Origin of the sequence: Erwinia sp. LJJL01, from assembly GCF_047300805.2 — a bacterium.
Lineage (GTDB): Bacteria > Pseudomonadota > Gammaproteobacteria > Enterobacterales > Enterobacteriaceae > Erwinia > Erwinia aphidicola.
In genome coordinates this window covers 2,088,059-2,114,645 of sequence record NZ_CP178576.1, presented here as the reverse complement: position 1 = coordinate 2,114,645, position 26,587 = coordinate 2,088,059, and the positions used below count along the sequence as shown (strand labels likewise).

The 26,587-nt window shown below is 52.9% G+C and carries 23 protein-coding genes, 5 tRNA genes and 1 other RNA gene; 5 read left to right on the top strand and 24 right to left on the bottom strand.

Going from position 1 to position 26,587, the window contains the following annotated elements; all coding sequences use genetic code 11:
* Entirely contained in the window at positions 1–1,191 is a 1,191-nt protein-coding gene (gene hemY, locus ACLI4M_RS10655; protein ID WP_048914360.1) for a protoheme IX biogenesis protein HemY, read from the top strand.
* 131 nt (positions 1,192–1,322) lie between these two features.
* On the opposite strand, the gene ACLI4M_RS10650 is transcribed toward hemY, so the two are convergent.
* From ACLI4M_RS10650 to ACLI4M_RS10630, 5 genes are read right to left on the bottom strand one after another with little or no spacing between them, the layout of a single operon-like run.
* Positions 1,323–1,946, bottom strand: a complete 624-nt coding sequence (locus tag ACLI4M_RS10650; protein WP_133622256.1) for a 4'-phosphopantetheinyl transferase family protein — start codon at positions 1,944–1,946, stop codon at positions 1,323–1,325.
* Between the two features lie 3 nt (positions 1,947–1,949).
* Positions 1,950–3,233: a beta-ketoacyl-[acyl-carrier-protein] synthase family protein gene (locus ACLI4M_RS10645; protein ID WP_166643135.1), complete on the bottom strand. Its 1,284-nt coding sequence runs from the start codon at positions 3,231–3,233 to the stop codon at positions 1,950–1,952.
* 1 nt (position 3,234) lies between these two features.
* The gene (locus ACLI4M_RS10640) at positions 3,235–4,215 is read right to left on the bottom strand and encodes a hypothetical protein (RefSeq protein WP_133622258.1); all 981 of its coding nucleotides are present in this window, start codon (positions 4,213–4,215) and stop codon (positions 3,235–3,237) included.
* Positions 4,212–4,595, bottom strand: coding sequence for a hypothetical protein (locus tag ACLI4M_RS10635; RefSeq protein ID WP_099755282.1), 384 nt, complete (start codon positions 4,593–4,595; stop codon positions 4,212–4,214). The genes ACLI4M_RS10640 and ACLI4M_RS10635 overlap by 4 nt, the downstream gene beginning before the upstream one ends.
* Entirely contained in the window at positions 4,592–5,344 is a 753-nt protein-coding gene (locus ACLI4M_RS10630; RefSeq protein ID WP_133622259.1) for an SDR family oxidoreductase, read from the bottom strand. The genes ACLI4M_RS10635 and ACLI4M_RS10630 overlap by 4 nt, the downstream gene beginning before the upstream one ends.
* Before the next feature lie 118 nt (positions 5,345–5,462).
* On the opposite strand from ACLI4M_RS10630, the gene ACLI4M_RS10625 reads away from it, so the two are divergent.
* Positions 5,463–6,200 carry a hypothetical protein gene (locus ACLI4M_RS10625; protein WP_133622260.1) on the top strand — a complete coding sequence of 246 codons (738 nt, stop codon included), beginning with the start codon at positions 5,463–5,465 and terminating at the stop codon, positions 6,198–6,200.
* A gap of 730 nt (positions 6,201–6,930) precedes the next feature.
* On the opposite strand, the gene ACLI4M_RS10620 is transcribed toward ACLI4M_RS10625, so the two are convergent.
* The 18 genes from ACLI4M_RS10620 to trxA all read right to left on the bottom strand — a co-directional run bounded on the left by ACLI4M_RS10620 (position 6,931) and on the right by trxA (position 20,994).
* Positions 6,931–7,056: non-coding RNA, RtT sRNA (locus ACLI4M_RS10620), on the bottom strand.
* A gap of 33 nt (positions 7,057–7,089) precedes the next feature.
* A tRNA-Pro gene (locus ACLI4M_RS10615) sits at positions 7,090–7,166 on the bottom strand.
* Positions 7,167–7,255: 89 nt separating this feature from the next.
* A tRNA-Pro gene (locus tag ACLI4M_RS10610) sits at positions 7,256–7,332 on the bottom strand.
* A 33-nt stretch (positions 7,333–7,365) separates the two neighbouring features.
* A tRNA-Leu gene (locus tag ACLI4M_RS10605) sits at positions 7,366–7,452 on the bottom strand.
* Positions 7,453–7,478: 26 nt separating this feature from the next.
* Positions 7,479–7,554 (bottom strand) — tRNA-His (locus ACLI4M_RS10600).
* 81 nt (positions 7,555–7,635) lie between these two features.
* Positions 7,636–7,712: transfer RNA gene (locus ACLI4M_RS10595), tRNA-Arg, on the bottom strand.
* Between the two features lie 178 nt (positions 7,713–7,890).
* Positions 7,891–8,631, bottom strand: coding sequence for a lipopolysaccharide N-acetylmannosaminouronosyltransferase (wecG, locus tag ACLI4M_RS10590; RefSeq protein ID WP_133622261.1), 741 nt, complete (start codon positions 8,629–8,631; stop codon positions 7,891–7,893).
* A gap of 34 nt (positions 8,632–8,665) precedes the next feature.
* Positions 8,666–10,012 (bottom strand): ECA oligosaccharide polymerase, encoded by a 1,347-nt coding sequence (gene wzyE / locus ACLI4M_RS10585; RefSeq protein ID WP_133622262.1) that lies wholly within the window; start codon positions 10,010–10,012, stop codon positions 8,666–8,668.
* A complete protein-coding gene (locus ACLI4M_RS10580) occupies positions 10,009–11,085 on the bottom strand; it encodes a TDP-N-acetylfucosamine:lipid II N-acetylfucosaminyltransferase (RefSeq protein WP_133622263.1) in 1,077 nt (358 codons plus the stop codon). The genes wzyE and ACLI4M_RS10580 overlap by 4 nt, the downstream gene beginning before the upstream one ends.
* Positions 11,082–12,332: a lipid III flippase WzxE gene (gene wzxE, locus ACLI4M_RS10575; RefSeq protein ID WP_133622264.1), complete on the bottom strand. Its 1,251-nt coding sequence runs from the start codon at positions 12,330–12,332 to the stop codon at positions 11,082–11,084. Before wzxE ends, ACLI4M_RS10580 begins: the two co-directional genes overlap by 4 nt.
* Position 12,333: 1 nt before the next feature.
* Positions 12,334–13,464 carry a dTDP-4-amino-4,6-dideoxygalactose transaminase gene (rffA, locus tag ACLI4M_RS10570; RefSeq protein WP_048914354.1) on the bottom strand — a complete coding sequence of 377 codons (1,131 nt, stop codon included), beginning with the start codon at positions 13,462–13,464 and terminating at the stop codon, positions 12,334–12,336.
* The gene (gene rffC / locus ACLI4M_RS10565; protein WP_413449788.1) at positions 13,461–14,156 is read right to left on the bottom strand and encodes a dTDP-4-amino-4,6-dideoxy-D-galactose acyltransferase; all 696 of its coding nucleotides are present in this window, start codon (positions 14,154–14,156) and stop codon (positions 13,461–13,463) included. The genes rffA and rffC overlap by 4 nt, the downstream gene beginning before the upstream one ends.
* A gap of 12 nt (positions 14,157–14,168) precedes the next feature.
* Positions 14,169–15,431 carry a UDP-N-acetyl-D-mannosamine dehydrogenase gene (gene wecC / locus ACLI4M_RS10560; protein ID WP_133622266.1) on the bottom strand — a complete coding sequence of 421 codons (1,263 nt, stop codon included), beginning with the start codon at positions 15,429–15,431 and terminating at the stop codon, positions 14,169–14,171.
* Positions 15,428–16,558 carry a non-hydrolyzing UDP-N-acetylglucosamine 2-epimerase gene (wecB, locus tag ACLI4M_RS10555; RefSeq protein ID WP_048914351.1) on the bottom strand — a complete coding sequence of 377 codons (1,131 nt, stop codon included), beginning with the start codon at positions 16,556–16,558 and terminating at the stop codon, positions 15,428–15,430. Before wecB ends, wecC begins: the two co-directional genes overlap by 4 nt.
* Positions 16,559–16,588: 30 nt before the next feature.
* On the bottom strand, positions 16,589–17,620 hold the full coding sequence (wzzE, locus tag ACLI4M_RS10550) for an ECA polysaccharide chain length modulation protein (protein ID WP_133622267.1): 1,032 nt from the start codon (positions 17,618–17,620) through the stop codon (positions 16,589–16,591).
* A 28-nt stretch (positions 17,621–17,648) separates the two neighbouring features.
* On the bottom strand, positions 17,649–18,752 hold the full coding sequence (wecA, locus tag ACLI4M_RS10545) for a UDP-N-acetylglucosamine--undecaprenyl-phosphate N-acetylglucosaminephosphotransferase (RefSeq protein WP_133622268.1): 1,104 nt from the start codon (positions 18,750–18,752) through the stop codon (positions 17,649–17,651).
* A 288-nt stretch (positions 18,753–19,040) separates the two neighbouring features.
* Positions 19,041–20,300 carry a transcription termination factor Rho gene (gene rho / locus ACLI4M_RS10540; RefSeq protein WP_048914348.1) on the bottom strand — a complete coding sequence of 420 codons (1,260 nt, stop codon included), beginning with the start codon at positions 20,298–20,300 and terminating at the stop codon, positions 19,041–19,043.
* A 364-nt stretch (positions 20,301–20,664) separates the two neighbouring features.
* Positions 20,665–20,994, bottom strand: coding sequence for a thioredoxin TrxA (trxA, locus tag ACLI4M_RS10535; protein WP_048914347.1), 330 nt, complete (start codon positions 20,992–20,994; stop codon positions 20,665–20,667).
* Between the two features lie 129 nt (positions 20,995–21,123).
* On the opposite strand from trxA, the gene rhlB reads away from it, so the two are divergent.
* A complete protein-coding gene (gene rhlB, locus ACLI4M_RS10530; RefSeq protein ID WP_048914346.1) occupies positions 21,124–22,416 on the top strand; it encodes an ATP-dependent RNA helicase RhlB in 1,293 nt (430 codons plus the stop codon).
* 6 nt (positions 22,417–22,422) lie between these two features.
* Positions 22,423–23,907: an exopolyphosphatase gene (ppx, locus tag ACLI4M_RS10525; protein WP_133622269.1), complete on the top strand. Its 1,485-nt coding sequence runs from the start codon at positions 22,423–22,425 to the stop codon at positions 23,905–23,907.
* 37 nt (positions 23,908–23,944) lie between these two features.
* Here the strand turns inward: ppx and rep are convergent, their stop codons facing one another.
* On the bottom strand, positions 23,945–25,963 hold the full coding sequence (gene rep / locus ACLI4M_RS10520) for a DNA helicase Rep (protein ID WP_048914342.1): 2,019 nt from the start codon (positions 25,961–25,963) through the stop codon (positions 23,945–23,947).
* A gap of 285 nt (positions 25,964–26,248) precedes the next feature.
* On the opposite strand from rep, the gene ppiC reads away from it, so the two are divergent.
* Entirely contained in the window at positions 26,249–26,530 is a 282-nt protein-coding gene (gene ppiC / locus ACLI4M_RS10515; RefSeq protein ID WP_133622271.1) for a peptidylprolyl isomerase PpiC, read from the top strand.
* The last annotated feature ends 57 nt before the right edge of the window (positions 26,531–26,587 follow it).

Sequence of the window (26,587 nt, the reverse complement as noted above, 5' to 3'; positions counted from 1 at the left end):
ATGTTAAAAGTTCTCCTTCTTTTCCTGCTGTTAATCGCTGGCGTGGTGATTGGCCCAATGATAGCGGGCCATCAGGGCTATGTGCTGATCCAGACCGATAACTGGAATATTGAAACCAGCGTGACTGGCCTGGTGATTATGCTGGTGCTGGCGCTGCTGGCGATCCTCGCTATCGAATGGCTGCTGCGCCGCATTTTCCGCACCGGTGCCCGCACCCGTGGCTGGTTCACCGGTCGTAAACGCCGCAGCGCCCGCAAGCAGACCAACGCTGCGCTGGTGAAGCTGGCGGAAGGTGACTACCAGCAGGTGGAAAAACTGCTGTCGCGCCATGCCGATCACGCTGAGCAGCCGATGGTCAACTATCTGCTGGCCGCTGAGGCCGCTCAGCAGCGCGGTGACGAAATCCGCGCCAATCAGCATCTGGAACGTGCCACCGAGCTCAACGACGGCGACCCGCTGCCGGTTGAGATTACCCGCGTGCGCATCCAGCTGGCACGTAATGAAGATCACGCCGCCCGTCACGGCGTTGACCGCCTGCTGGAGATTGCTCCGCGTCATCCTGAAGTGCTGCGCCTGGCCGAGCAGGCTTACGTACGTACTCAGGCATGGAGCGCGCTGTTAGATATTCTGCCAGCGATGGAGAAAGTGCAGGTGGGTGATGAAACTCATCGTGTTGCGCTACAGCAGCAGGCATGGCTGGGTCTGATGAGCCAGGCAATGGCCGATCAGGGCAGCGATGGCCTGAAGCGCTGGTGGCAGAATCAGAGCCGTAAAACGCGTCATGAAACTGCATTGCAGGTCGCCATGGCCGATCACCTGATCGTCTGTGACGACCATGACACCGCGCAGCAAATCGTGCTGGATGGCCTGAAGCGCCAGTATGACGAGCGCCTGGTGCTGCTGATGCCGCGCCTGAAAACCGGTAACCCGGAGCAGCTGGAAAAAGCACTGCGCCAGCAGATTAAGCAGCACGGCGCCACGCCGCTGCTGTACAGCACGCTGGGGCAACTGCTGATGCAGCACGGGGAGTGGGAACAGGCCAGTGAAGCCTTCCGTTCTGCGCTCGCGCAGCGCCCGGACGCGTTTGACTATGCCTGGCTGGCCGATACGCTGGACCGCCAGCACAAGCCGGAAGAAGCGGCCAGCATGCGTCGCGACGGCCTGCTGCTGACGCTGAAGAATAATCCCTGATGATTAAATGGTGCAACTAACCGGGCTCTGCCCGGTTTTTTTTTACTCTGTCGCATTAGCATCAGTGTCGGATCCAGATCGTCAACCTGACGTGAAAGTGATAACTCAATTACTGCATCACTCCCGGCTGGTCAGGTTAAATCGGTATTTCTGACACAGCACACAGAAACGACCCGCCTGTCGTTCAGGACGTAATGGACATTAGCGATAAAGCATTCATTTTTAATGAGTTTAATTCTGAGGCGACAGGTATTTTCAGTTATCAATAGAACATCAAACAAATCTAAAGAAAAATCTTCTTTTATTGAAAAAGAGAGTGCTTTAAAAGCACTTTCCATGCACGACATAACAATGATTGCCATCTCATGGGGATTTAAAGTGGTTTTTATTAGGTTATTACCAATGCTATTTCCCAGATAGGTTATTATTGATTCTCGTGGTTTGCCAGTGACGCATTCAATATCAACACCAATACTTTTAATTAATTTTGTAGCAGTATACGCACAAAGAGTTTCATTTTCTGAATGACTAAAAGACCACTTCCCTCTTCGCCGCTGAACTTTGTTAATCACTCCGATAAATGCACGTAAAATAATAGAGGAGATATATTTATTTTTCGTTAACTTACTGGAATTTAATATATACCCGGGTACATATAGCCACGATAGCTGAGACAACAATCTGACAACGCCATTATGGCGCTGCCTGAAAATATAAATACAACCTTCATCACCATTAAGAGTGTATAATAGCATTGGCTAACACATATAAGATTCAAAGATAACAGAAGACGCTACACCTCCCATCCCAAACGAATTTTTGAGTATATATCTGGGCCTAAATTCAGTGGTGTTTTTTACCAGATTGATCTCAGGGATATTATTATCCACCTTATTAAGATTGGCGATACCGGGAATATAACCATGCTTCAAATATGAAATGATGCATAGGATTTCCATCGCTCCCGCAGCGGCCATCATATGACCGTGGTTGGACTTCGTTGCCGTCACATACGGCTTATGTTGTTTAAAAATCTTAGCAATAGCATTAGCTTCATGTAAATCATTCTGCTGCGTTGATGTTCCGTGAGCACTGATGGCATCTATATCTGCAGGATTCAGTTTTGATCGCTCCAGTGCTCTCAACATGGCAGAGGTCATTTCAGTTTCATCAGTATGGGGTGTGACAATATGTTGTGCACTCATCGAAAACCCATGCCCACAAATTCGCAGCAAAGGGCTGTCGCCCCGCTTTAAGACTTCGGACTCTCTCTCAATCAAAAACAGGACTGCCCCTTCAGACAGTACAAATCCGCCCCTGTCTTTATCGAATGGTCTTGACATTTCATCGGCGTTAAAGCGCACATCGGTACTGACGACTCCCATCCCCTCAAAGAGGGCCAAATCGAAGGGGGTGACCTTAGCAGATATGCCACCACATATTACCGCTCTTGCCGTGCCTGACTCTATACTCTCTATAGCCATCGATACACTTTGTAAAGATGCGGCACAAACACCGGGCAAGGTGATTGAAAATGCAGAGAATGGTATATGTTTTTTTACTTCATTAATAAGGCCTCCGGGAGTGCTAGCCTCGAAAAGTTTTGCATCGAAACTGTCTCTCGCTGCGGTGAATACAGATTCTTTAGTGATATCTCCGGATAAATTATCATGAACAGCTTTGCAGATATTAACATCTAAAATAGGTTGCTCAACACCAAGAATACAGCCTACTTCATGCGGATCATAGTAATTGAAGATATTAATTTTTCGAATTAATTGACTGGCCGCATCTCTGGCATAGAGAACCTCATAGGGGGTACTTTCATTTTTGGCTGGCCATGCGAGATTTCTATTGTACGCCTGGGGAATTCCGGCAAACTTACACTTATAATCTTCAGTATGAAATTTATTTATTTCAGAAAAACCAGAAACTTTATTCTTCAGAAAAGGAGAGACCTCATCAATAGAGTTTCCTAATGGTGTTATGGCACTGTAAACGCTAATACACAGAGGAGAAACGGATGCTTCAGCCTTGTTCATTTCATACTCCTTTTTGTATAACAGCGCAACCGAAACCATATTGCGAGTCATATCCTGATAAATAAGCTATGGATTGATCCGGAACATTATCATCGTTCATGAAACATGCAAGTTTCGTTAACATATCTGGGCGGCCAGCATATCCAATCACATCATAATCAATCTTCTTCAGGGAACTCCTGGCGATCGCATCGTCATCCCATTCATGCAATCGTTCCCCAAAAGGAATAAAATAAACGGCATCATCGGTAGCAGGTAAATATTTGTCTAAATATATCGATAAGTCTGCAGATTGATCGCTGGTTAATACAACATCCTGAATGCTGCCAATACTTTGAGGTGTGTAGTCCCCCGTAAGCAGAGCACACCCTCCCCATGTCATATTTTGAATAAAACTGTTTGCTAATTTATTTTTACGTTGAATAACTCTATCTTTCGTTCCGGTTTGTCCACCTGCACTGACGATAAGCGTTGGACGGTTGTTCTGGATAAAATTCAAAGAAACTAATTCACTTAAATTACCTGCATCTACCGGCAATCCCTTTCCGTTATTGTTCAAAATTTTTGATATGTGGTATAAGGTATTTGTCGGGAGCCCTCTTAATAGCTCCAGTGGATTAACGACTTCGGAAAACAGTGCCAGTGAATGCCAAAAATTATCTTTCCCCCGCTCCTTGATATGTGCGATACCATCGCACAGTAAATTATCATCAAAAGCGTAATCACATGCTGTAAATATGTCCCAGTCAGACCTGTCATCATAACTATTTTGTGATAGTAAATCATGCAGTGCATTCACGGCCATCAATGTTATTGAATTTAAAACAGCACGATCTTCGCGCTGTATCATATCTCTGCTGGTTAAAGATACATTTTTGTTAATCAGAGTAGTCGCTTTGTTATTTAATATAGCCCGCAACTCACTCAGCGAACCATATCTTCCACCATTAACTCCTATTCCATTAATATACACCTTCCTCACTTTATCTCCTGACTTAGCCTTTTGGTAATATAGTTAATAGTGAAGTACTCCATCAATTCCTTCGCGGTGATTTTTCTATTCATGATGAGACACTCCTCGCTGAGCAATAAGCATTCATTGATTTTTTTCAAACCCAAATCCGTCCATGTATTTTCAGATGAGTAATAATCAGGGTCATCCATTAAACTTTTAACAGGCCAGAGATGTTCATCCTTTGAAATTACGCTGAATTCCTTTCTGATTTCAAACGCAAAATCGATGAAATCAACAGAAGACATATCGTAGAATAAAAAAAGAGACTTATCATTCTCCAGGTGGGTATCTTCACTGAGATACATCACTTTTTTAAACACATTTTTGATTCTTTCTTGAATGTTCAAAATACTTTTTCTCCATTCCCAATAACGATGGTATTACCCGTGGTAACATTTTTGTTGTTTATAAAAAATCTAGCAACCTTCGCCACGTCAGTTGTTTGTAGCATCTTTCTTGCTGGTATAGACCTTAAGATATCGTTATATGATGCTCCCGATATTTCACGACAGCTATGCATCATTTTCGTATCGACGAAACCCGGTGATATACACAATGTTCTGACATTAAACCTGGCCAGTTCGAGACTCAATGAGGCAAGATATCTTTCAGTAGCAATTTTCGTTGCGCCGTAAACAGAGTCGCCAATTGATGCTTTGCCAGATGATATTGAGCTGAAATAAACCAACAGGTTATCTTTTTCCTTTGATTCAACCATTTTTTTACTTAAATGATTAAAAATCAAGGTTGGAGAAACGAAATTCAGGTTTGTTATTCTGACAATATCATCCTGAGCAAGATCGTGACACAACTTACACGGATTCTCACCTGGGCAGTAGATTACACTATCGTAATTGACCTCAGCTATCTCATGAAGAAAATCAGATACGGCATCCAGATCGGTCAGGTTCACTTTAAATGAGTTAGTGGACTTAACTTCTTCTAAGATCTCATCCTTACAGCCTACATTGGTAAAATAGGTAAAATCGATAGAATAGCCATCACCGGCAAGCGAAGATATTACCTTCCTACCTATTTCAGAGGTTCCACCGACTACTAAAACTCTTGATGTTGAAGCATTATCTTTTTTAGACATACAATTGCTCTAATCATGAAAGTGCAAATTTATATAATTTATTCTCAGAATTTTTTGTGATGAAGATCACACAAACCGCAGCGTTACCTGACTCACTTGGCTTAATTAAGGACATTTAATGGCTTTTCTGGATCTATGCGAAATTAAAAACTCAAACCATGAGCAAACTGAAGGATTTCCAACTGGACGCCTGCTGATAAAAAATTACTCTATGTCCTACCTTAGAAAAAATGAGGCGCTGCTCATTGAAGGAATTCATCAGTTTTCTTCTCTTGTAGCAGAAAGTGTATTGGGTAAACATCCGGATAGCGTTTTCATTCCTGTAATGATTAAAAATATGGATATTAATAATCCGATGAATCTGGAAAAAGTGGTTCTCAAAGGAGAGATGATTTCATCTGGTGAATTTATACATGTCAGAACAACGCAGATAGTTTCAGATCAGATATCAGGACGTGCAGATGTTTTTCTAAAAAAGATACAACTCACTAACGATAATGCATCAGTTGATAAGCTTAGTTATGGTTCTGATTTGTTTAATGTAGTTGAAGTTGAAAAATTAAAGGATAGGTTACTTATTAGATTTAAAATCAATGAATTCCATCACATACTCAAGAATCATTTCTCTGGCTATCCTGTTTGTCCGGCCTCTTTAATCATTGAGTTTATTAGTGATATTTTATTAAATTACGGATTCAATACGAATTTTCAAGTCCACAATGCTAAATTCTTAAACCCCCTGCAACCTTGCAATGAATATGAATTGGAAATGCAGCTTTCTGAATCAGCTGTCTCATTCATTATCACAGGTCCGGAACAGATCAGGCTTACAGCAGGTAAATTGATTTATCAGTAATAAATGACTCAACAGTATATAAAAACGGTTTTAGAGGGGTCAAACATCCATTAAGAGTACATACAAAAAGAACAATCCATAGGAGACATGTTTTCATTGTCCGGCGAGTTTTTCGCCAGTTATTCTGACCCGCCATATCTGCAAACTGAACGATGACCGGCACCAGGTAAAAAAAAGACCTGCCGTCTGGCAGGTCTGAATATCAGGTCGGTTAAGACAACCGATTGGTACCCGACTCAACGTTTTGCCCGATAAATCCAATAAGGCGTAAGCGATATTGGCTGGCTGGACAACAGGTACCGTAATGTGGCTCTGCATCATTCCCAGGTTTATGAAGCGTTAGCAAACATAAGAGGTGGAATGAGCATCTACAGGGATAGTATTGCATATGCCGTGCCAGAATGGTATTTCTCTGCTTCTCAATATTCTATCTCTATGATTTATCGATATTTAAAATTTAAGATTGCTATAACCGCTCAGGGTTGTGTCGTTAAAAACCCACATCCCCCTCTTCCCTACGTCGCTGATTAGAGACAAGTAAAGCAAAGTCAGGTAAACACATTTTAAAACAAGTGGTTAGATGTCTCCGAACAGAGACGAACTGATAATGCGTGGAGTGATAATATCGGGACGGGTCCGCTGCACAGGCACTTCTTCACGGAAAGAAAGGAGGGGAAGGTCATCTCTACAGACGAAAAAAAACCTGCTTTTTCAAGCAGGTTTCTTAAATTGGTCGGCGAGAGAGGATTGCGGCTCTGCGAGCCGCCCTGCGGGCCGTTGCTAAAGCAACGCTGTCTCGCTGCGCTCGGCTCAAACCTCCTTCGGAGGTTCTCATCCTCATTGGCTACAGACGAAAAAAAACCTGCTTTTTCAAGCAGGTTTCTTAAATTGGTCGGCGAGAGAGGATTCGAACCTCCGACCCACTGGTCCCAAACCAGTTGCGCTACCAAGCTGCGCTACTCGCCGAATACTTCTTTTTGCCACTACTTTTCTTATCGTTGCCCAAACCTTCAGGTTTTAAGCAAAAACCCCGCAGTACAGCAGGGTCTTAAAATTGGTCGGCGAGAGAGGATTCGAACCTCCGACCCACTGGTCCCAAACCAGTTGCGCTACCAAGCTGCGCTACTCGCCGAATACTGCTGGCACTTCTTTGCTACAGATTTTGTGGTGCGAAGAGAGGGACTTGAACCCTCACGTCCGTTAAGACACTAACACCTGAAGCTAGCGCGTCTACCAATTCCGCCACCTTCGCATACGACAAAATCTTTACTAAAAATCTGGGGTGGCTAATGGGACTCGAACCCACGACAACTGGAATCACAATCCAGGGCTCTACCAACTGAGCTATAGCCACCATACCTGATTTCTTTACTTCTTTTCACTACTGACTAACGCGGTAAATGTTACCACCGCCGCTCATTGCGCACAAAATTCATGGTGCGCCCGACAGGATTCGAACCTGAGACCTCTGCCTCCGGAGGGCAGCGCTCTATCCAGCTGAGCTACGGGCGCGTAGCGCCGTTGCGGATGTGCATACTACGGACGGGAGCCTTACCTGTCCAGTGCTTTTTTCACAAAAAAACGCGTTTGATTACGCTTTGTGCATTCCGTCTAAAGTCACAGCGTTTTTCTGCCTCTTTGTGGCAAAAAAGCCACTAAAAAGCCGGGTTAGAGAAAAATGTCTCTGGCATTAAAGATCGCCGCGCCAGTGATATTTAAGGTATTTCAGCAGCCGCAGCTGGCGCTTAAGTCGTGAAGGCTGCGACAGAAGGCGGTAAAGCCACTCCAGACCCATTTTCTGCCATATCTTTCGTGCACGCTTCACGTGGCCGGTAAACACGTCGTAGGTGCCGCCTACTCCCATATACAGCGCATCCGGGTAAACGGCTTTACAGTCGCGCATCAGGATCTCCTGGCGCGGCGAGCCCATCGCGACGGTCACCAGCTTTGCGCCGCTGGCCTGAATGCGGGCAAAGAGCGCATCACGGTCGGCGGGGGTGAAGAAGCCGTCCTGAGCGCCAACGATATTCACATTCCAGCGGCGGCGCAGCTGGTCCTGAGTCTGCGCCAGCACCGACTCCCGCCCGCCAATCAGAAACACTGGAGTACCTTCGCGCCCGGCGCGCTCCATCAACGCTTCCCACAGATCGGCACCGGCAATACGTGACACGTCGGCCTGCGGATACTTCTTGCGGATCGAACGTACAATACTGATGCCGTCGGCATACTTATATTCTGCCGCAGCAATCAGCTCAGCCACTGCCGCATCTGCTTCAGCCGTCAGCACTTTCTCGGCGTTGATAGCCACCAGCGTGCCGGTTTTCAGCTTACCGTCGTGATTGAGGTAGTCGACAAACTGCGCCATATCACTAAAGCCTGACAGCGTAATGCCGCGAATCTGATAGTGCGGCACGGTTACAGGGGCATTCATCGGGATTTCCTTGAGGTCATAAGCAAAACAAAGGCTACTGCTGTGGTGACAGCGGTCGGCTAGCCGACCGCGGACGGACTAATCCGGCCACATCCAACAGCCAGTACAGCAGCTTAGCGGCCACCACGCAGGCAGCAAAAATAATACAGAAAAACACCACGCGTGAAGCAAACGCATCCAGCCCCTCACGCGCCAGTACGATCATGTTAAACACCGCGCCAAAACAGAAGCTTTGCAGAATTGCGGCTTTATAGCGATTAGGTTCATGGCGGCCTTTGTCATACAGCCAGTCAAACCATTTGATAATCATGCCGACGGCAACCGCACCCAGTGGGATAAACAGCGCACCGCCCATCACCACCAGTGAGCCAATCAGCGTGGGGGAAATCGCCAGGCCAGAGTGGTTATCCAGCACTTCCCAGGTAAAGTAGTTCGCGCTGTTAAGCACTTCTGTTGGCCGCCCGTGCCACAGCCAGCTGGGGATAAACACATAGAAATCGCGCCAGATTGGGGCCAGCCCCTGAAAATCAATCTTGTCGTAGTTTTGCAGCAGCAGGCCGAGATTCTCCCAGGGGGAGAAGGTATCCCGCGTCAGATAGAGGAAAGTGTAGAACGCCTCCGGACCGCTAACGTCGAGGTTATAGCGCTTAAGCGCCAGCCAGAACATGCCAACAATGCCACCCACACCCGCCAGCACCAGCATCCACAGCGTGATCCAGCCGCGGATAATGCCGATAAACAGAAACAGGGCGAAGGCGATGATGATATTGGCGCGCGTGCCGCCAACGATGATGTAGGTCAGCAGACCAAAGCCGACGGTGGCAACGAGGAAGAACAGCCAGCCGCGTAAATCCTGCTTAAGGAAGTAAACCACCAGCATCGCCGGAATAAAGAAGTAGAAGAAGCGCTTGAGCGCCACGCCGGAGACATCCGCAGAGAAAATCTGGCTGTAACTGTGCAGCTTAAACAGCAGAAAGCCGTTATGCATAAAGAACACGCTGACGGTGCCCAGCGCCACCAGAGCCATCAGCCCCCAGCTCAGGTGGGCTTCAATACGGTTGATGGTAAATATCTGTCGTGCAGGAGCCGTGCTGCGCGCGCGCAGCCGGGTTTTGTAGCTGACATAGTAGATGGCATAGAAACAGCCCGCCGACAGCAGCGCCTGTAACAGATACTCTGGCGGCACCACCTGCACGTCAAAGCCAAATACCAGCAGGCAAGTCAGCGGAAAACCAAAGAAGAAGGTCAGCAAAAACAGCAGCGAGAAGAAGACGTTAAAGTTGAAGCGCACGCGCCTGAACTCACGCCATGTCAGCGTCAGGATAAATCCGCCGCAGCACAGGTACACGACCAGCAGACCGGCAAACTCTAATAAGGTCATGCGCTCTCCCCTTCCACCGTTTGCAGCGCCTGCTGCCAGCCCGCCAGATAGCCCGGCTCGAAAAAGGCGATGCGGCTCTTATCCAGGCTCTGCAACTGACGCCGCGCCTCCGCGACCGTGGCCGCATCCAGCGCATCGCCGTTGAACAGCACTGGCACCTGCTGTTCAGCCAGATCCTGCCAGAACGGGTTTTTGCGGTTCAACACAAACGGCACGTTGGCCTGCATCAGCAAACACAGCGTGCCGATCCCCTGCTGCCGCTCGAAGATAAAATAGCCGAGGTGACAGCGAGACAGCAGCTGTAAATAGTTATCGAACGCCAACTTTTCCGTCAACAGCTGCACGTGACCCGGCGCAAAAAGCGCATCCGCAGCCGCACGCACGCGCCCGATGTAGACGTCATTGTTGGCCGGGTAGCCCAGCGGCACCAGCACCTGCACCCCATTGCCGAACTGCTGATGGATCTCCTCTAACGCCTGAATATGACGATTGCTGGCATCCCCGGAATTACCGAGCAGGATGGTCAGCGGGCCGTCAGCAGCCTGGCTTTCCGGCACGCTATCCGCCAGCCGGGTCGGGAAGTAGAGCAGCGATGCCGGCACGCGCGGGCAGCGCTGGTGAAAGTGATTGATGTCGCCACGGGTGGCAAACACATGCCCCACGCGTTTTTGCGCCTGGCGCCGCAGCATATAGAACAGACGAAACTTCAGGCTGGCCGCATCTTCATACAGATCGGCCCCCCAGATATGCCAGTAAAACTGCTGGCGTGCGATCTTGCCCGCCAGCAGGGCCAGCCACAGGCGTGGATTGAACTGCCCGTGGCAGAAGAAGCGCGTGCTGCGCTGCTGGCTGGCGGTAGCTATCGTCGTCTGCGCCAGCTCCGCCTTGCTTGAGAACAAGCGAATAGCCAGCTGCGGATACTGCCCAGCCAGGGTGGCCTGCCCGCTCACCACCCAAAACTCACGCGGCGTTGAAGATGGGGCAACTTCATGTAAAACCTGGTTAAAAAAGCCCAGCACCGTCGCGTTGTGATGCGGAATATCTGAGCCTAAAAGATGAATTACTCTGGTCATACTCGTCTACGATAGATAATAAAAACGCCAGCACAGAGTGCAAAGTAAGCGACATAGGTCGCCATATACGCCTGAGCTGCGCCTGCTGCGCCGTGCAGCGGGATCAGCCAGCGGGAAAAACCGGTCAGCAGCGCAAACTGGCTGACCTCGGTAAGAATATAAAAACGCAGTGACGCTTTGGCGATCACCAGGTAACCAAATACGTAGCAGCCGACTTTCAGCACATCGCCAATCAGCTGCCAGACAAACAGGTCACGCATGCCGGTGAACTGGCTGGAGAACAGCAGCCAGATGGCAAAGTCGCGCAGCAGCCAGACGCTGAAGCTGACCGCAGCGACGGCGGGCAGGACGAAGCGCAGCGACTTGAGGATCTCACGCGAAATCTCGGCCTTCGTCTGCAGGCGGGCCAGCGTAGGTAGCAGGTAGACGCTGAACGAGGCGGTAATAAACTGCAGGTAGGCATCCGAAATACTGCTCACCCCCTGCCATAAACCAACCTGCTCCCAGCCCGCGTGCTGCGCCAGCAGGTTACGCATCATCATCCACGCCACCGGCAGCGTGACTGCGGTGATCAGCGCCATCAGCGTAAACTTACCCAGGCTGCGCGCATACTCTGGCCGCCACTGCGGCAGCAGATAGCGCATCGGCAAATGGCCGCGCCGCGCCAGTAGCCACACCGCAGGCACCACGACCAGAGCCGGGACCATGGCCAGACCCACCAGCGCGCCGCTATAGCCGCCGAGCCAGTAGCAGACAAACCACGCGGCCACCCCGATCGCGCTGCCGACAATCAGCGCCAGCGCGTTGCCTGCGGCATCGCGGAAGCCTTTCATGATCGCCAGCGCGAGATTAGCCCAGGCGATGCCCATCTGCAGGAAGGCGACGATGCGGATCACCTGCTGATACTGCTCGTGGCCAAACAGCGCCCGGCTTATCGGCGCAGCAAACAGCAGGAATACGGCAGCCAGCAGCAGGGAGAATCCGAGCACCATCGCCGAGGCCGTGCCAAGAACCACGCGCAGTTCTGCTGGCTGCTGCTGAGTCTGCGCGACATATTTGGTCACGCCGTTGAAAATTCCGGCCCCCGCCAGCACGCCAAGCACGGTGACCAGCTGGCGGAAGTTACCCGCCTGCCCAACGCCCGCAGGTCCGTACGTCACTGCCAGCATTTTTACCACCAGCAGCCCGGCAGCAATCTTTACCAGTGTGGAAACGGCCGTCCACACCGACGCTTTTGCCAGTGACATATCAGGAGAAATAGCTCAGCAGCGAACCGATCACCGTTTTCTGATTGTTATCAGAGAGGTTATAGAACAGCGGCAGGCGCAGCAGGCGCTCACTCTCGGTCTGGGTTGCGCGATCGGTACCGTGGAAGCGGCCAAAACGCAGACCGGCAGGAGAGCTGTGCAGCGGAATGTAGTGGAAGACCGCGAGGATCTCGGCCTCTTTCAGCCAGGAGATCAGCGCGCTGCGGTCATCCTGGTCGCGCAGCTTGAGGTAAAACATATGCGCATTGTGTTCGCAGTTTGCCGGGATGACGGGCAGCTCGATGCGCCCGCGTGCCGCTAAGGGCTGCAGGGCATCATGATAGTTCTGCCACAGCCGCAGGCGCTGCTGGTTGATGCGCTCTGCCGACTCCAGCTGTGCCCAGAGATACGCGGCCTGCAAATCGGCCATCAGATAGCTGGAACCGATATCGCGCCAGGTGTACTTATCCACCTGACCACGGAAAAACTGGCTGCGGTTGGTGCCTTTCTCGCGAACAATCTCTGCACGCTCGACCAGCGAGGCATCGTTGACCAGCGTCGCCCCACCTTCGCCACCCGCAGTGTAGTTTTTGGTTTCATGAAAGCTGAAGCAGCCGATGTGCCCAATGCTGCCAAGCGCGCGACCTTTATAGGTCGACATGACTCCCTGTGCAGCATCCTCCACCACCCACAGCTGGTGCTTTTTCGCCAGCGCCATAATGGTGTCCATCTCGCAGGCCACGCCCGCATAGTGCACCGGCACAATCGCTTTAGTCTTATCGGTGATCGCCGCCTCAATCAGGCTCTCATCGATATTCATGGTATCCGGGCGCACGTCGACAAAGACGATGGTCGCCCCACGCAGCACAAAGGCATTGGCCGTCGAAACAAAGGTGTAGCTCGGCATGATCACTTCATCACCGGGCTGAATATCAATCAGGATCGCTGCCATTTCGAGCGAAGCGGTGCAGGAAGGGGTGAGCAGCACTTTACGACTGGCGAAGCGCTGCTCCATCCACTGCTGGCAGCGACGGGTAAAACCGCCATCGCCGCACAGCTTGCCGCTGCCCATGGCCGACTGCATATATTCAAGTTCAGTTCCCACCACCGGCGGCGCATTAAACGGAATCATGGTGTTTCCCTGTATAACCAGTATGCGGTGCGTTCAATCACGCCGCCGCAGCGAAGATAAAGACGCAGCGCAGCGAGGTTGCCCAGCTGCGTGGCGACGTGAAGTCGTGTCAGGCGGCGTGCGCGGCACCAGTCGTTAGCCGCATTCATCAACCGCTGGCCGATGCCCAGCCCCTGAGCCGCAGGTAATACCGCCAGCAGGCCAATGCGCGCGGTGCCGTCATCCAGCTCACGCAGGGAGACAAAGCCCTGCATAATACCCTGCTCATCCACCGCCAACAGGCACTGATGATCAAAGGTGCCGCGCACCGCGTTTTCCACCCACTGCGCATAGAAGCGTCCGCTGTCGCCGGATGCATACCACGGGGCACGAAAACGGCTAAAGGTGAATGCTTCTTCCGCGGCCTGGCGCAGCGCCGGGATATGTTCCGCGCGCGCAATACGCACGCCGGTTGGGCGATCCACCGGCGTGATGCCCAGCACGCAGTCCGCTTCCCCTTCCACCAGGCGAAAACCGAGCGCGCTGAGCGCATCCAGCTCTGCGCTCTGCTGCGCCAGCACCTTGACCTGCACCAGCGGCCAGTCGTCGAGCTGAACGCTATCCAGCTGATGCTCACCGCCCAGCTCCAGCAGCGCACTCTGCCGGTTAAAGAAACTGTTCTCCCAGAGGAGGGGTTTAAGCGTGCCGTTCACAGCTCGAATCTCTCATCGCCATACTCCTTTGGTATCCACAACCCACGGCTGGTTTACACTGGCGGGATCGATGGCTTTAAACTGACGGTGATCGACCAGCAGCACCAGTACATCAGCCTGCTGCAGGGCGTCATCCAGCGCCACCAGCGTGACGCTTTGCTGCAGCTTCGCGGGCAGCTGCTGCACGTTAGGTTCGACCACCAGCGTGCTGCCCTGATGCCAGTCGGCGATCAGCTTCGTTACCTGAACGGCCGGGCTTTCACGCAGGTCGTCAATATCGGGCTTGAACGCCAGGCCCAGGCAGGCAATTTTCAGCTCGCTGGCGCGCTTGTTGCTGCTCATCAGGCAGTCGGCAACCCGGCGCTGCACCTGCTCCAGCACCCAGTGCGGTTTACCGTCATTCACTTCGCGCGCGGTGCGGATCAACCGCGCCTGCTCGGGATTTTGCGCCACGATAAACCACGGATCGACGGCGATGCAGTGCCCGCCAACGCCCGGGCCGGGTTGCAGAATGTTCACGCGCGGATGGCGGTTGGCGAGACGGATCAGCTCCCAGACGTTGATATCCTGCTCGGCGCAGATCAACGACAGCTCGTTAGCGAAGGCAATATTGACGTCGCGGAAGCTGTTCTCGGTGAGCTTACACATTTCAGCGGTGCGCGAATTGGTGACCACGCACTCACCTTCGAGAAAGATATTGTACAGATCGCAGGCGCGCTGCGAGCAGACGGCCGTCATACCGCCTATCACACGGTCATTTTTAAACAGCTCAACCATCACCTGACCCGGCAAGACGCGCTCCGGGCAGTAGGCAACCTGAATGTCCGCCTGCTCACCCGCCTGCTGCGGGAAGCTCAGGTCCGGGCGCGCTGCCGCCAGCCACGCGGCCATCTGCTCGGTAGCCCCCACCGGAGAGGTGGATTCGAGGATCACCAGATCGCCCTTCTTCAGCACTGGCGCAAGGGACTCTGCCGCCGCCCGGACAAAGGCCATATCCGGCTGATGCTCGCCTTTAAACGGCGTGGGAACGGCGATCAGAAATGCATCTGCAGCCTGTGGCTGAGTGGCAGCACGCAAATAGCCGCCCTCGACGGCGGTTTTCACCACGCGGTCGAGGTCCGGCTCAACGATATGAATGTCGCCACGATTGATGGTCTCCACCGCGTGCGCATTAATATCGATACCGATCACCTGCTTCTGGCAGGAAGCAAAGGCCGCGGCAGTGGGCAGGCCGATGTAGCCCAGCCCGATAACAGAAATGGTGTTGAAACTCATAATGTAATCCGGTTGTGTTTAAGCGCCTGCACAATACGCTGGCAGGCCAGTCCGTCTCCGTAAGGATTATGTGCGCGGCTCATGGTGTGCCACGCTTCCTCATCGGTAAGTAAACGGTTGACTTCGCTGACAATTTTTGCACCATCGGTGCCGACCAGCATCACCGTACCGGCAGCAACCGCTTCAGGGCGCTCGGTGGTATCGCGCATCACCAGCACCGGTTTGCCCAGCGACGGCGCTTCTTCCTGAATGCCACCGGAATCGGTGAGGATCAGCCAGGCGCGGTCCATCAGCCAGACAAACGGCAGGTACTCCTGCGGCTCGATCAGGATAATGTTGTCGATCCCACTCAAAATGCGGTTAACCGGCTCGCTGACGTTGGGGTTGAGATGCACCGGGTAAACAATCTGCGTATCGGGATGCAGGCGGGCAATTTCCGCCAGCGCATTACAGATACGCTCAAATCCGTCGCCGAAGCTCTCACGGCGGTGCCCCGTGACCAGAATCATCTTCTTGTCCGCAGCCAGGAATGGATAGCGCGCCGCAAGACTGTTACGCAATGCATCATCACTCAGCACGCGGTCACGCACCCAGAACAGCGCGTCGATCACCGTATTACCGGTGACGAAAATGCGCTGGGCAGGCAGATTCTCGCGCAGCAGATTTTGCTGCGAAGTGGTGGTGGGCGTGAAGTGGTAGCTCGCCAGGTGCCCGGTCAGCGTACGGTTGGCCTCTTCCGGCCACGGTGACCACAGATCGCCGGTACGCAGCCCGGCCTCCACGTGCCCTACGGGAATACGGTGGTAGAAAGCCGCAAGGCTGGCGGCAAAAGTGGTGGTGGTGTCACCGTGTACCAGCACCACATCAGGAGTGAAGTCGCTAAATACCGTTTTCAGCCCTTCCAGAATACGGCTGGTGATCTCGGTTAACCCCTGTCCCGGCTGCATAATATTAAGATCGTAGTCCGGCACGATTGAAAACAGCTGCAGCACCTGATCGAGCATTTCGCGATGCTGTGCCGTCACGCATAAGCGTGACTCGATACCCTCTTCCTGCGCCAGCGCATGCACCAGCGGCGCCATTTTAATCGCTTCGGGGCGCGTGCCAAAAACTGTTAATACTTTCACCGTGACTCTCTTAATTCGCTCGTATTTAACTTAGTGACACTTTCTGCGACGGACCAGAGCCGTTCCGGCACCCAGCAGAACCCCTACAGCGCCCCACATCACCATCAGCAGCACGCGGCGCGGGCTGTCACGCTTGACCGGCTCCTCGGGGGTGCGCAGGTAGCGCCAGGTGTGGAAAGACGGCACCAGCGTTGGCCCGACACTCAGCGTCGCCTGCATAGCCCGGTTCTGGTCGTAGTCCAGATCGTAAGACGGACCGCTGGCCTGAAGGTTTTCCAGACGCCCCTGCAGCAGCGGGCGCCCCAGCAGGAACAGTTCGGAATCCGGCAGCTGTTCGGATGGCGTCTGAGTTTTCGACTGCTCAAAGCCCTGCTGCTGAGCAATTTTTAACGCCTGCTGTACGCTGTTCACCTGACGGTCGTAAATCGCTTTTGCTACCGCTTCCTGGCGCTTTATCTGCGCTTTCAACTGAATGCTGCGGGCTGCCCAGTCGGCCGCCAGCTCTTCATTCAGATGTACCGTGGCGCGCGCATTAGCGAAGGCCACGTACTGGCGCAGCAGAGTGTTGGCGTCGGCGGCGGTCTCAGCCACCAGCGTCACGCTATCCTTGATATTCTTCGCGCTGTCGGCGGGCTGCAGCTGAATATTGGCAATCAGCTCATCCAACAGGGCTGCGTCTTCCCTGGCATTACCGGTTTTCCGCTGTTTGTAATAGTCGGTCTGCAGCCAGAAATCACGCCGGGTATCCCAGGCAAACAGCTGCATGATGAACTCCTGATACGCCTCATCCATCACTGTAGGTGGGGCCACGGTCAGGCTGCCCGAACGGACATCCAGATTATTTAAAAACTGCTGCTGCGAGTAATAGCCGGAAAGCATGTTCACCGTTGGACGATCGACAATCGCGGTAGTACTCCATTTCGGCGTAACCAGCAGCGAGTAAATAAAGGCCAGGGCGGCAAACAGTGCGCCACCGGCGACAATCCAGAATTTACCGCGCCACAGCGTGCAGCAAAGACCACGAATATCCAGCTCGTTATCCGCCGCGTCAGGATAGGTCATACTTCAGGTTCCTTGTTGTCAGGCTGACTTAGTCAGTAGAGGTTTTCTTCTCGTTATGGTGATTACGCAGTCGGCGCTTCCATCTTTTAATCATGCGCGCAACGCGCCATGCCCGCTTGATGCAGTAGCCGTACAGCATGAAAGCCAGCAAGAAAAGTACCAACATCGCCCATTCCGGGACAAAGGTCAGGTATTCGCCGAGCACACCCACCGCAGCCAGCAGCGCAGCGGCAGCGGTGATCAGGACAAACGCCTGGCGGGAGGTGAAGCCCGCACGCATGATCAGGTGGTGAATGTGCTGCCGATCTGCCGAGAAGGGACTCATCCCCTTGCTCAGGCGGCGATACATAATCGCCACCATATCCATTAACGGAATAGCAATCAGCCATAGCGCGGTGACCGGGGTAATAGGATGGCTCGGACCCTGGGTGGCCTCCAGCAGGATCCAGATAATGGTAAAGCCAATCAGCGTGCTGCCGGCATCTCCCATGAAAACTTTGTAGCGGCGACCAAACACGCCGAGGTTGAGCAAAATATACGGAATGATGGCGGCCATCATAATAAAGCACCACATCGCCAGGCTGCTCTGGCCATCCAGCAGCAGGATAACGCCAATGGCGAGGAAGGTGACGCAGGACAATCCCCCCAACAGACCATCAATGCCGTCAACCATGTTGAAGGCGTTGATCGCGGCCCAGACGGCAAATAGCGTCAGAACATAGCCAAACGGTCCGACCACCAGCTCCCAGGGGCCGAAGATGTAGCCAAGGCTTAGCAGATAGAGTTTAGCTTTCATCATCATGACAACCGCCACGCCGGCCTGAACCACCGCGCGCAGTTTTACACTGATGTCGAAACGATCATCGAGCGCGCCGACGAATACCAGACAGCCGGCACAGCTGAGATACAGCAGGACGTTAGGCACATAGAAATTCGTCAATGCAAAAGCGAAACAGCTGCCAGCAAACACGGAGATGCCACCAACCAGCGGAATCGCGCCCTGATGTCGTTTGCGGTAGTTGGGTTTATCCACCAGACCAACTTTAATAGCGGCTTTACGCGCGAAAAAAAGAAATGCCAATGAAAATAAAAAAGTTAGGGCAAGCTCCGTACTCGTATTGAGTAAATTCACATTAACCAGCTCTCTGATAAGAATTGCGCAGTGTTATAAGCAATTTTCATGCCATTAGCACCCGTATAATTCTGATTTTATTCACCAGGGCGCGCATAATCAATGCACCATATAACTTCGCCCTGTACCGCACATTAGGTCTAATTCTCCATAATCAGAATAGCCTATAGGCCAAAAACAAAAAACGCCACGACTATGCGTGGCGTTACCCGAGTTTTCATCTGTTTATTGACGGGGGTAGTGTTGTAAAACGGCAATTCGACCGTTTAGCCCCCGGCAACCAGCCAGTTATGAACGCTTCATCATATCGAAGAATTCATCGTTGGTTTTCGTCATCGCCAGCTTGTTGATGAGGAACTCCATTGCGTCGATTTCGCCCATTGGGTGAATAATCTTGCGCAGGATCCACATTTTCTGCAGCTCTTCTGACGTGGTCAGCAACTCTTCTTTACGGGTACCTGAACGGTTGTAATCGATAGCAGGGAACACGCGCTTCTCAGCGATTTTACGCGCCAGATGCAGTTCCATGTTGCCGGTACCTTTAAATTCTTCGTAGATCACTTCATCCATCTTCGAACCGGTATCAACCAGTGCGGTGGCGATGATGGTCAGGCTTCCACCCTCTTCCACGTTACGCGCAGCACCGAAGAAACGCTTCGGACGATGCAGGGCGTTGGCATCCACACCACCGGTCAGTACCTTGCCAGAAGCAGGAACCACGGTGTTATAGGCACGCGCCAGACGGGTAATGGAGTCGAGCAGGATGATCACGTCTTTTTTGTGTTCGACCAGGCGCTTGGCCTTCTCGATCACCATCTCAGCAACCTGAACGTGGCGTGATGCCGGTTCGTCAAAGGTAGAAGCGATCACTTCACCTTTAACCAGACGCTGCATCTCGGTAACTTCTTCCGGACGTTCGTCAATCAGCAGCACCATCAGCACGCAGTCTGGATGGTTGTAGGCGATGCTCTGCGCAATGTTCTGCAGCAGCATGGTTTTACCGGCTTTCGGCGGTGCCACAATCAGACCACGCTGGCCACGACCGATCGGCGAAGCCAGATCCAGTACGCGAGCGGTCAAATCTTCGGTGGAGCCGTTACCACGCTCCATGCGCAGACGTGAGTTAGCATGCAGCGGCGTTAAGTTCTCAAACAGGATTTTGTTACGGGCATTTTCCGGTTTGTCGTAGTTAACTTCGTTAACTTTCAGCAGCGCAAAGTAACGCTCACCCTCTTTTGGCGGACGGATCTTGCCAGAGATGGAGTCACCAGTGCGGAGGTTAAAGCGGCGGATTTGACTAGGGGAAACGTAGATATCATCGGGACCGGCGAGGTAGGAACTGTCTCCAGAGCGGAGGAAACCAAATCCATCCTGCAATATCTCGAGTACGCCATCGCCGAAGATGTCTTCGCCACTTTTAGCATGCTGCTTGAGGATGGCGAAAATGATGTCCTGTTTGCGCAAGCGCGCCAGGTTTTCCAGCCCCATATTTTCGCCGAGGGTAATCAGGTCTGAAACCGGCGTATTTTTTAATTCGGTAAGATTCATAATGGTGGGTTCTTAAACTCGGGGTAAAACTTGAATTGTTTGTCGTAAATGGTATGGCGAAAGATCCATGCCTGTTTAATTGGCTCTTGGTTCCGAAGTCCGCTCGATGATCACGTGCAGGAAAACGCAGATCTGAAACGAGGAGACGGTGAGGACAAGAAGCCGGAAATTCAGTAGATACTAACCGTCAGATTGCTGAATGTCTGTAAGATTCTGATGAATACAGCGTTCAACAAGGAGTCATTCTATAAGGTGCAAACTACAAGGTAAGTTCGTCGTGCAGTGGATTTAACTTAGCACGCTTAATGCCGGGCGTCTAGCGGATAGATGAAAAATCAAACCGCAAAACGCCGGCAAGGCATGATTAGCCCAGGTTCGCGTTCAGGAACTCTTTGAGCTGGCCTTTAGAGAGTGCGCCGACTTTGGTCGCAGCCACTTCGCCATTTTTGAACAGCAGCAGGGTTGGGATACCACGGATGCCGTACTTAGGCGCCGTTGCTGGGTTCTCATCAATGTTCAACTTAGCGATTTTCAGCTTGCCTTCATATTCGGCAGCCACTTCATCGAGAATAGGGGCGATCATCTTACAAGGACCGCACCATTCTGCCCAGAAGTCGACCAGTACCAAATCTTCTGCTTTCAGAACGTCGGCGTCAAAGCTGTCATCGGTCACGTGGGTAATTTTATCGCTCATGTTTACTCCAAGGGATTATCTTTACCTTTGATGTAGCATTAAGCAGCATCAGGCTGAGTTTATTGCACTGCTTTTATTTCACCGGATATGCTTTCGTAAAGCAATAGTAAGCTGATATTCTACCACACTATGAGCAAAACACACTTAACAGAACAGAAGTTTTCCGACTTCGCCCTGCACCCTCAGGTGATTGAAGCCCTTGAAACTAAAGGGTTTCATAATTGCACGCCTATTCAGGCGCTGGCATTACCGTTTACGCTCTCCGGGCGTGATGTAGCAGGTCAGGCGCAAACCGGTACCGGCAAAACGATGGCGTTCCTGACGTCAACGTTCCATCATCTTCTTTCTCACCCCGCCCCGGAAGGTCGCCAGGTTAACCAACCGCGCGCGCTGATCCTGGCACCGACGCGCGAACTGGCGGTGCAGATCCATGCGGATGCAGAACCGCTGGCGCAGGTTACCGGGCTGAAACTGGGCCTGGCTTACGGCGGCGATGGCTACGATAAACAGCTGAAAGTGCTCGAAAGCGGCGTCGATGTGCTGATCGCCACCACGGGTCGTTTAATCGATTACGCTAAACAGAATCATGTGAATTTAGGCGCCATCCAGGTGGTGGTACTCGACGAAGCTGACCGGATGTTTGACCTCGGCTTCATTAAAGACATTCGCTGGTTGTTCCGCCGCATGCCTGCCGCTAACCAGCGCCTCAATATGCTGTTCTCCGCCACCCTCTCCTTCCGCGTGCGTGAACTGGCCTTTGAGAATATGAACAACGCTGAATACGTTGAAGTTGAACCGGAACAGAAAACCGGACACCGCATTAAAGAAGAGCTGTTCTACCCTTCCAACGAAGAGAAAATGCGTTTACTGCAAACGCTGCTGGAAGAAGAGTGGCCCGATCGCGCGATCATCTTCGCGAATACCAAGCACCGCTGTGAAGATATCTGGGGCCATCTGGCTGCCGATGGTCACCGCGTGGGCCTGCTGACCGGCGATGTGGCACAGAAGAAACGCCTGCGTATTCTGGATGATTTCACCAAAGGTGATGTTGATATCCTGGTCGCTACCGATGTTGCGGCACGTGGTCTGCACATTCCAGCCGTGACCCACGTCTTCAACTACGATCTGCCTGATGACCGTGAAGACTATGTTCACCGCATTGGCCGTACCGGTCGTGCCGGTGCCAACGGTCACTCAATCAGCCTGGCCTGTGAAGAGTACGCTCTCAACCTGCCGGCGATTGAAGACTATATTGGCCATAGCATTGCCGTCAGCCGCTATAACAGCGATGCGCTGATGAGCGATCTGCCGCCGCCAAAACGCTTAACCCGAACGCGTTCTGGAAATGGTCCGCGCCGTGGGGGAAATAACAACCGCCGCAGCAGCGCGCCGCGTAGCCCTAACCGTAAACGTTCAGGTTAAAACGCCATGCTGAGCGCATCATCACTCTATGCTGCCATCGATTTAGGATCGAACAGCTTTCATATGTTGGTGGTGCGTGAAGTGGCTGGCAGTATCCAGACCATTGCCCGCATCAAGCGTAAGGTTCGCCTGGCTGCCGGGCTTGATGCCAGCCACCATCTCTCGGAAGAGGCGATGGAGCGTGGCTGGCAGTGCCTGCGGCTGTTCTCCGAGCAGCTGCAGGATATCCCACCGCAGCAGATCCGCGTCGTCGCCACCGCCACCCTGCGTATTGCCTCAAACGCCGGTGAATTCCTCGTAAAAGCTGAGAAAATTCTGGGTTGCCCGGTCAATGTGATCAGCGGTGAGGAAGAAGCTCGCCTGATTTATCAGGGCGTCGCGCATACCACCGGCGGTTCGGATAAGCGCCTGGTGGTGGATATCGGCGGCGGCAGCACCGAGCTGGTCACCGGCAAGGGTTCGCAGGCCACTACGCTGTTCAGCCTGTCGATGGGCTGCGTGACCTGGCTGGAGCGCTATTTTACCGATCGTCATCTGGGTAAAGAGAATTTCGAACAGGCCGAACAGGCCGCGCGGGCGATGATCCGGCCGGTGGCCGGTGCGCTGCGCGAACAGGGCTGGCAGGTTTGCGTCGGGGCTTCCGGCACCGTTCAGGCGCTGCAGGAAATTATGATGGCGCAGGGCATGGATGAGCGTATTACGCTGAGTAAGCTTCAGCAGCTCAAACAGCGCGCCATCCAGTGCGGCAAACTGGAAGAGCTGGAGATTGAGGGGCTGACCCTTGAGCGCGCGCTGGTTTTCCCGAGCGGCTTATCCATTCTCATCGCCATCTTTAATGAACTGAATATTACCAGCATGACGCTGGCCGGCGGCGCACTGCGCGAAGGATTGGTTTACGGCATGCTGCACCTGCCGGTGGATCGCGATATTCGCAACCGCACGCTGCATAATATCCAGCGCCGTTTTGCTATCGATCCCGAGCAGGCTGACCGCGTGCGTCAGTTAGCCGATACCTTCGCCCGCCAGGTGGGGCAGAGCTGGAAGCTGGACGATCGCAGCCGTGAACTGTTGGATAGCGCCTGCCTGATCCATGAAATTGGTTTAAGCGTGGATTTCCGCCAGGCTCCGCAGCACTCCGCATATCTGGTGCGCCATCTCGATCTGCCAGGCTTTACCCCCGCGCAGAAAAAGCTGCTAGCAACGCTGCTGCAAAATCAGGTCAACAGCATCGATCTGGCGCTGTTAAGCCAGCAGAATGCCGTGCCGCCGCGCGTGGCTGAACGGCTGAGCCGCCTGCTGCGTCTGGCGATCATTTTTGCCAGCCGCCGCCGCGATGACACGCTGCCTGCGGTCCGTTTGCAGGCAGATGAGGACAACCTGACGCTGACGCTGCCGCAGGGCTGGCTGGATGCCCATCCTCTGCGCGCTGAGCTGCTGGAGCAGGAAGCACACTGGCAGAGCTATGTGCACTGGTCATTAGTCATTAATTAAAATCTACTACGCTCGGTAATGCGGCGTTAATCCGCTTCTATTTCTTCGCTTTATCCAGCATCGCCCGCAACCCGGCCACACGACTCTGGCCGGTTTGCATGCGCTCTTCTGCGCTGACGACTTTCCGCTCCGACTCCCATTTCAGATCATCCTGCGGTAGCTCCAGCAGGAAGCGGCTTGGCTCCGGACGGATTGATTCACCATACTGACGGCGCTCGCGGCACAGAGTAAACGTCAGCTCCTTCTGCGCACGCGTGATACCCACGTAAGCCAGACGACGCTCCTCTTCAACGTTATTTTCGTCAATGCTGCTCTGATGCGGCAGTAATCCCTCCTCCATGCCCACCAGGAACACGTAGGGGAACTCCAGACCTTTCGAGGCGTGCAGCGTCATTAACTGAACCTGATCTGACTCTTCATCACTTTCACCGCGCTCCATCATGTCGCGCAGCGTAAAGCGCGTAACGACCTGGGTCAGCGTCATGGGTTCGTCGATATCGCTGCCCTCCAGCATTTCCGTCATCCACTGGAACAGGGTATTGACGTTTTTCATGCGCATTTCAGCCGCTTTCGGGCTGCCGGAAGTTTCAAACAGCCAGCTCTCGTAATCGATACCGCGGATCAGATCGCGTACCGCAGCCACCGGCTCGCGCTCCGCCAGCTGCGCTACCTCCCGCAGCCAGTGGGTAAAGCGCTGCAGAGATTCCAGACCGCGCCCGGTCAGAGTCTGGCCGAGCCCCATATCAAAGCTGGCGCTGAACAGGCTTTTATTGCGCTGCATCGCCCACTCGCCCAGTTTTTGTAGCGTAGCCGAACCGATTTCACGCCGTGGCGTATTCACAATGCGCATAAAGGCGCTGTCGTCGTCGGCGTTGGTCAGTACGCGCAGGTAGGCCAGCAGATCCTTAATTTCCGGACGCGAGAAGAATGAGGTGCCGCCGGAGATACGGTAGGGAATGCGGTTCTGCATCAGCATTTTTTCAAACACCCGCGACTGATGGTTGCCGCGATACAGAATGGCGTAGTCTTTATAAGCGGTCTTATTGATAAAGTGATGGGCAATCAGCTCGCCGGTAACGCGTTCCGCTTCGTGATCTTCGTTGTTGGCCGTCACCACCTTCAGCTCCGCGCCGTAGCCCAGCTCGGAGAACAGACGCTTTTCAAACACGTGCGGGTTATTGGCGATCAGGATATTCGCCGCTTTCAGAATGCGTTCCGAAGAGCGGTAGTTCTGCTCCAGCTTGATCACCTGCAGCGCCGGGAAATCTTCCTGAAGCAGCACCAGGTTCTGCGGCCGCGCACCGCGCCAGGAGTAGATCGACTGATCGTCATCCCCCACCACGGTAAAGCGCGCACGGCTACCCACCAGCAGCTTTACCAGCTCATACTGGCTGGTGTTGGTATCCTGATATTCATCCACCAGCAGGTAGCGGATTTTCTGCTGCCAGCGTTCGCGCACTTCCAGATTGCGCTGGAACAGCAGGGTCGGCAGCAGGATCAGATCGTCGAAATCCAGCACGTTGCAGGACTTCAGATGGCGGTCATACAGCGCGTAGCAGTGCGCGAACAGCTTATCGCGCTCCGATAACGCCCCCGCAGCCGCACGCGGCGGATCCATCAGATCGTTCTTCCAGTTGGAGATCGTTGATATCAGCTGCTGCAGCAGGGTTTTATCGTTTTCCAGCCACTCCTCGGTCAGGTCTTTTAACAGCGCCAGCTGATCCTGGTCGTCAAACAGAGAGAAGTTCGATTTCATCCCCAGCGCGGCGTATTCGCGCTTAATAATTTCCAGCCCCAGCGTATGGAAGGTGGAGATCATCAACCCGCGCGCTTCTTTGCGCCCCAGCGTCTGCGCCACGCGCTCTTTCATCTCACGCGATGCCTTGTTGGTAAAGGTCACCGCGGCGATATGGCGCGCCTGATAGCCGCATTCGCGGATCAAGTGGGCAATTTTATTGGTAATGACGCGTGTTTTTCCCGAACCGGCACCAGCCAGTACCAGACAGGGTCCGGTAACAAATTCGACGGCGTGTTGCTGACCAGGATTAAGACGCATAGATAAATCACTCAATGAAATTGCGAGGGAGGAGAAAACAGCGTGGTAGTATATACCCAAAATAATTCGAGTTGCATGAAGGCAGCAAAAGAGTGACAAATCGGTCGGAAACCGATTTGAGCAGCGCTCGCGCTGGCCGGGGGCTGAGCCTCAGGGATGAGGCTCACTAATCCCGATGAGCTGACTGAAGTCAGTGATTCGGGTGAACGAGGGCAGCTAACGCACAGGCAGCTTGAAGTATGACGGGTATTGCCCGCGAAATAACTCTTACTCAAGGTAACAATCATGGCAAAAATGGCAGCAGCACTGCACATTCTGGTAAAAGAAGAGAAACTGGCTCAGGACCTGTTAGCACAGCTGGCTGACGGCGCAGATTTTGAGAAGCTGGCGAAGAAGCACTCTACCTGTCCGTCAGGTAAGAAAGGCGGCCACCTCGGTGAGTTCAAACAGGGCGCAATGGTGCCGGCATTCGATAAAGTGGTGTTCTCCTGCCCGCTGGTCGAGCCACAGGGCCCGCTGCACACCCAGTTCGGTTACCACATCATTAAAGTGTTGTACCGCAATTAAAAAAAAGCGCCAGACGGCGCTTTTTTCGGGCGGATCAGCGATCCGCCCCTACATCGA